The following is a 5,004-nucleotide window of genomic DNA, read 5'->3' on the forward strand; positions in this document are numbered from 1 at the left end:
CAGCAGCAGGGGCCGGTCGAGCAGCAGTGCCCTGGCCAGCGCCACCCGCCGCTGCTGCCCGGTGGACAGCCCGGCCCCGAGCTCGCCCACCGGGGTGCCCAGCGGCACGTCCAGCCCGGCGGCCTCGGCCGCGCGCGCGACCTCGTGCGCGCTCGCCCCGGGGCGGCCGAGCCGGATGTTGGCCGACACCGTCCCGGCGAGCAGGCGTGGCCGCTGCGGGACCCACGCGACGCGTTCCCGCCAGGCCGTTCCGTCCAGTTCGGCGAGGTCGACGCCGTCCACGAAGACCTGGCCGGAATCGGGCGGGTACCAGCCGAGCAGCAGGTCGAGCAGGGTGGACTTGCCCGCCCCGCTGGGCCCGGTGACGCCGAGGACCCGGCCGGGTTCGATGCGCAGGCTCACCCCGTCCAGCACGGGCGCCGAGCGCCCCCGCACGGTGACGCCACGCAGCCGCAGCGGGACGCGGGACGGGTCGGGCGCCGGGGCGCGGTACGGTCGCGCGCCCGGTTCCTCGTCGAGCAGGGCGAAGATCTCGTTCGCGGCGGCCACGCCTTCGGCGCTGTCGTGGAACCGGGCGCCGACCGCCCGCAGCGGCAGGTACACCTCGGGCGCGAGCACCAGCACGACCAGCGCGGTGGACAGGTCGAGGCCGCCGTCCAGCAGCCGCAGCCCGACCGACACCGCGATCACCGCGACCGACAGCGTGGCGAGCAGTTCCAGCGCCAGCGCGGACAGGAACGCCACCCGCAGCGTCCGCATGGTCCGCACCCGGTAGCGTTCGGTGATCTCGCGCAGGCTCCGGCGCTGCGCACGGGCGCGGCCGAACGCGGTGAGCACGGACAGCCCCGCGACCAGGTCGAGGAAGTGGTTGCCCAGCACCGCCAGCGTGCGCCACTGCTTGCCGACCTCGCGTTGCGTGTACCGCCCGATGAGGATCATGAACAGCGGGATGAGCGGCACGGTGACCGCGACGATGACCGCCGAGATCCAGTCGGCCCACAGGATCCGCGCCGCGACCACCGCGGGCACCACCGCGGCGACGAGCAGCTGCGGCAGGTAGCGGGCGAAGTACCCGTCGAGCCGGTCCACGCCGCGGGTGGCGAGGGTGGCCAGTTCGGCGGGGGAGCGCCCGGGGACGCGGCTCGGCCCGCTGCCGAGAGCGTGGCCGATCACCGCTGCTCGCAACTGCGCCAGCACTGTGGCCGACGCCCGGTGCGCCGCCGTCTCCGACAGCCACGCCACGACGGCGCGGCCCACCACGACGAGGGCGAGCAGGCCCAGCGGCACCGACAGCCCGGCCAGTCCGGTGCCGCCGAGGAAGGCACGGGTGATGGCGGTGGCCAGCAGGCCGGACTGGACGAGCACGAGCAGCGCGGTGGCCACGCCGAGCGCCGCGCAGGCGAGAACGAACGGCCGGGCGGCCCGCGCGTGACGCAGCAGCCGCGGGTCGAGCGGCTTCATGCGCTCAGCTTTTCGGTCGGCGGCCGGGCCGGCGCGCTCACCCGCCTGCGGAACACCCAGTACGTCCAGGCCTGGTAGGCCAGCACGATGGGGGTGAACACCGCCGCGATCCAGGTCATCACGGTCAGGGTGTATGGCCCGGACGAGGCGTTGGTGGTGGTCAGGCCGTAGGCCGGGTCGGTGGTCGAGGGCATCACGTCCGGGTAGAGCGAACCGAACAGGGTGGCCGTGAAGGCCACGATCGCCACTGCGGTGAACAGGAACGACCAGCCCTCACGGCCACGGACGGAGGCGGCCACCCCGGCGACGAGGCCCGCCGCGGCCACCGCGAGCGGCGCCCACGTCCAGCCCTTGCCGTGCGCCAGCTGGGTCCAGACCAGAAACGCCGCGCCGAGCACGATCGCGACGGCGCCGAGGGAGAAGCTCAGCCTGCGGGCGCGCTCGCGCACCGCGCCGTCGGTCTTCAGCGCGAGGAACACCGCGCCGTGCAGGGCGAACACTGCGAGCGTGGTGAGCCCGCCGAGGATGGCGTAGGGGTTGAGCAGGGTGAGGAAGTTGCCCGTGTACTGGTGCTGCGCGTTGATCGGCACGCCGCCGACGATGTTGCCGAAGGCCACGCCCCACAGCAGCGAGGGCAGCGCCGAACCGATCACGATGACGATGTCCCAGCCCCGCCGCCAGCGGTCGGTGTCGACCTTGCCGCGGAACTCGAACGCCACCCCGCGCACGATCAGCGCCGCCAGGATCAGCAGCAGGGCGATGTAGAAACCCGAGAACAGGGTCGCGTACCAGACCGGGAAGGCGGCGAAGGTCGCGCCGCCCGCGGTGATGAGCCAGACCTCGTTGCCGTCCCACACCGGCCCGATCGTGTTGATCATGACCCGGCGGTCGGTGTTGGTCCGCCCGAGGACCGGCAGCAGCATGCCGACCCCGAAGTCGAAGCCCTCCAGGACGAAATAGCCGGTCCACAGCACCGCGATCAGCAGGAACCACACATCGGTGAGGGCCATGAGCGCTCCTAGCAACTGCTTTCAAAAGGTTTGGGTGGCGGTGCGGGTGGCGGAACCTGACGCGGTCCCTCACTGCGGGATCGCCTCCTCATGAATGCCAATTCACGGTGTTGAACGCTGCGGAGCTGGCGGTGTCGTTCTTGCGAGGAACCACGTCAGAACCCGCGGCGGTGCGAGCTGACGGCCCACTGCAAGCGGCTGGCGCCGCTTCGAAAATACTCATCAGTACACCAGGACCGGGGGCTTCTCGATGTCCTTTTCGGACTCCCGCGCGGGCGGGGCGGGCGGCGGCGGGCCCGCCTTGGCGAACCGCGCCATCAGCAGGAAGTCGATCACCGCGAGCACGCCGTAGAGCACGGTGAACCCGATCAGGGAGGCGAGCACCGTGCCGGGGCCGACGAGCGGGGACACCCCGTTCGCGGTCTTGAGCACGCCATAGACCACCCACGGCTGGCGGCCCATTTCGGTGAACACCCAGCCCAGCGCGTTGGCCAGGAACGGCAGCACCAGCGCCGCCAGCGCCGCTCGGTAGAACCAGGCCGACCGCGGGATCCGGCCTCTGCGGAACACCCACAGCCCCACCAGCGCCAGCAGCCCCATCAGCAGCCCGAAGCCGATCATCAGCCGGAACGACCAGTAGGTGACCGGGATGTTGGGCGCGTAGTGGTCCGGCCCGAACCGCGCCGTTTCGGCGGCCTGCACGTCGTTGATGCCCTCGACGGTGCCGTCCCAGTGGGTGGTGGCCATGAACGAGAGCAGCCCGGGGATGCGCAGGCTCCACACCTCCTTCGACCCGTCGAGCGAGCCGATGGTGAACACGGAGAACGACGCGGGCGCCACGGTCCGGTAGAGCGCTTCGGCCGCCGCCATCTTCATCGGCTGCTGTTCGGTCATGATGCGGGCCTGGATGTCCCCGGTGACCGCCACGCCGATGCCGGCCACCAGGATGGTGACCAGCCCCAGCCGCATCGACGGCCGGAACACCTCGGGCGCGTTGCCGCGCCGCAGATGCCACGCGCTGACCGCGACGAGCAGCACCCCGGCGGTGACGAACACCGCGGTCAGGGTGTGGAAGATGGCGCCGAAGGCGGTGGAGTTGCCCAGCAGGGCCCAGAAGTCGCGCATTTCGGCCCGCCCGGTCCGCGGGTTGACCACCGAGCCCACCGGGTGCTGCATCCACGAGTTGGCCACCAGGATGAACCCGGCCGAGAGCATGGTGCCGAGCGCGGCGAGCCAGATCGTGGCCAGGTGCACCTTCTTGGGCAGCCGGTCCCAGCCGAAGATCCACAGGCCGATGAAGGTGGATTCCAGGAAGAAGGTGAGCAGCGCCTCCATGGCCAGCGGGGCGCCGAAGATGTCGCCGACGAAGGCGCTGTAGTTGGCCCAGTTCATGCCGAACTGGAATTCCAGCACGATCCCGGTGACCACGCCGAGCGCGAAGTTGATCAGGAACAGCTTGCCCCAGAACTTGGTCATCCGCAGGTAGGGCTCCTTGCCGGTGCGCACCCAGGCCGTCTGCATGCCCGCGACCAGGCTGGCCAGGCCGATCGTCAGCGGCACGAAGATGAAGTGGTACACGGTGGTGATCCCGAACTGCCACCGCGCCAGATCGAGTGCGTTCATCCGGCTCCTCCCGGGCGAGACGACCATCACAGCGTCTCTGCCGGCCGTCGCGTCGAGCGAGGGCCCTTGGTCACCGAGCGGCGGGGACCCCGGTCACCGGCATTGGGGAAGTACGGCCGCGTCGGCGCGGCCCGGATCGGCGGTTTGCTGAGTGACGGCAAGGCCATCCGGGGACGAGAGGAGAAGTCGGATGACGTCGTTGTTACCGAGGCCGAGGGGTGCCTTCCCGAGTCTGTCGGAGTGGTTCGAGGGCACGTGGCCGTTCGGTGAACACAACATGGTCCGCATCGAGGAGTCCATGAAGGACGGTAAGTACACCGTCCGCGCGGAACTGCCGGGGTTCGACCCGGACAAGGGTATCCACGTGACCACCGAGGCCGGAATGCTGACGATCTCCGCCGAGCGCGAGGCCAGGACCGAGGAGCAGGGGCGGAGCGAGTTCCGGTACGGCTCCTTCAGCCGGACCGTGTCCCTGCCCCAGGGCGCGGACACCTCGAAGATCGACGCGAAGTACCGGGACGGGATCCTGGAGGTCACCGTGCCGTACTCGGAGGAGAAGTCGGGCAAGCAGGTCGAGATCAAGGTCGCCAAGAGCTGACCTGCCGTCACGGTGCGGGCGCGCGAACGGGCGCGCCCGCATCACGCTGCGAAAGGACGATCATGGGGCCCGACCACGGGTCGAGCGCGGTACTCGCCGACGGCGAGGTGGTGCTGATCCGGCCGCTGCGCCCGGCCGACACCGATGCCGTGCTGGCACTGCACCGCGGCCTCGGCGACCGGGACCGGTATCTGCGCTTCTTCGGCGCCCCGGGCCAGCTGGGGGAGCTGGCCCGGCGGATCGCCGCCGAACCCGGACCCGCCCACGGCGCGGTGGGCGCGTTCCGCCGGGACCGGCTGGTGGGGGTCGCGC

General features: G+C 71.2%; 5 protein-coding genes. 2 read left to right on the forward strand and 3 right to left on the reverse strand.

Annotated features, from left to right (window positions below):
* The 3 genes from cydD to FNH05_RS32090 form a co-directional block, all read right to left on the reverse strand.
* A partial coding sequence (gene cydD, locus FNH05_RS32080) for a thiol reductant ABC exporter subunit CydD (RefSeq protein WP_144592597.1) occupies window positions 1–1,461 on the reverse strand: 1,461 nt, incomplete at its 3' end.
* Window positions 1,458–2,471, reverse strand: coding sequence for a cytochrome d ubiquinol oxidase subunit II (cydB, locus tag FNH05_RS32085; RefSeq protein ID WP_144592598.1), 1,014 nt, complete (start codon window positions 2,469–2,471; stop codon window positions 1,458–1,460). The genes cydD and cydB, both read right to left, overlap by 4 nt.
* 222 nt (window positions 2,472–2,693) lie before the next feature.
* Window positions 2,694–4,094 carry a cytochrome ubiquinol oxidase subunit I gene (locus tag FNH05_RS32090; protein ID WP_144592599.1) on the reverse strand — a complete coding sequence of 467 codons (1,401 nt, stop codon included), beginning with the start codon at window positions 4,092–4,094 and terminating at the stop codon, window positions 2,694–2,696.
* Window positions 4,095–4,284: 190 nt separating this feature from the next.
* On the opposite strand from FNH05_RS32090, the gene FNH05_RS32095 reads away from it, so the two are divergent.
* Window positions 4,285–4,692: an Hsp20/alpha crystallin family protein gene (locus tag FNH05_RS32095; RefSeq protein WP_144592600.1), complete on the forward strand. Its 408-nt coding sequence runs from the start codon at window positions 4,285–4,287 to the stop codon at window positions 4,690–4,692.
* Between the two features lie 62 nt (window positions 4,693–4,754).
* Window positions 4,755–5,004: GNAT family N-acetyltransferase (locus tag FNH05_RS32100; protein ID WP_144592601.1), on the forward strand; the 250-nt coding region annotated here is incomplete at its 3' end.

This window comes from Amycolatopsis rhizosphaerae (genome assembly GCF_007713715.1).
Lineage (GTDB): Bacteria > Actinomycetota > Actinomycetes > Mycobacteriales > Pseudonocardiaceae > Amycolatopsis_E > Amycolatopsis_E rhizosphaerae.

Excerpts from the sequence above, each read along its gene's own strand:
- FNH05_RS32095 (WP_144592600.1), top strand. The coding sequence starts at position 4,285 with ATGACGTCGTTGTTACCGAGGCCGAGGGGTGCCTTCCCGAGTCTGTCG.
- FNH05_RS32090 (WP_144592599.1), bottom strand. The coding sequence starts at position 4,094 with ATGAACGCACTCGATCTGGCGCGGTGGCAGTTCGGGATCACCACCGTG.
- cydB (WP_144592598.1), bottom strand. The coding sequence starts at position 2,471 with ATGGCCCTCACCGATGTGTGGTTCCTGCTGATCGCGGTGCTGTGGACC.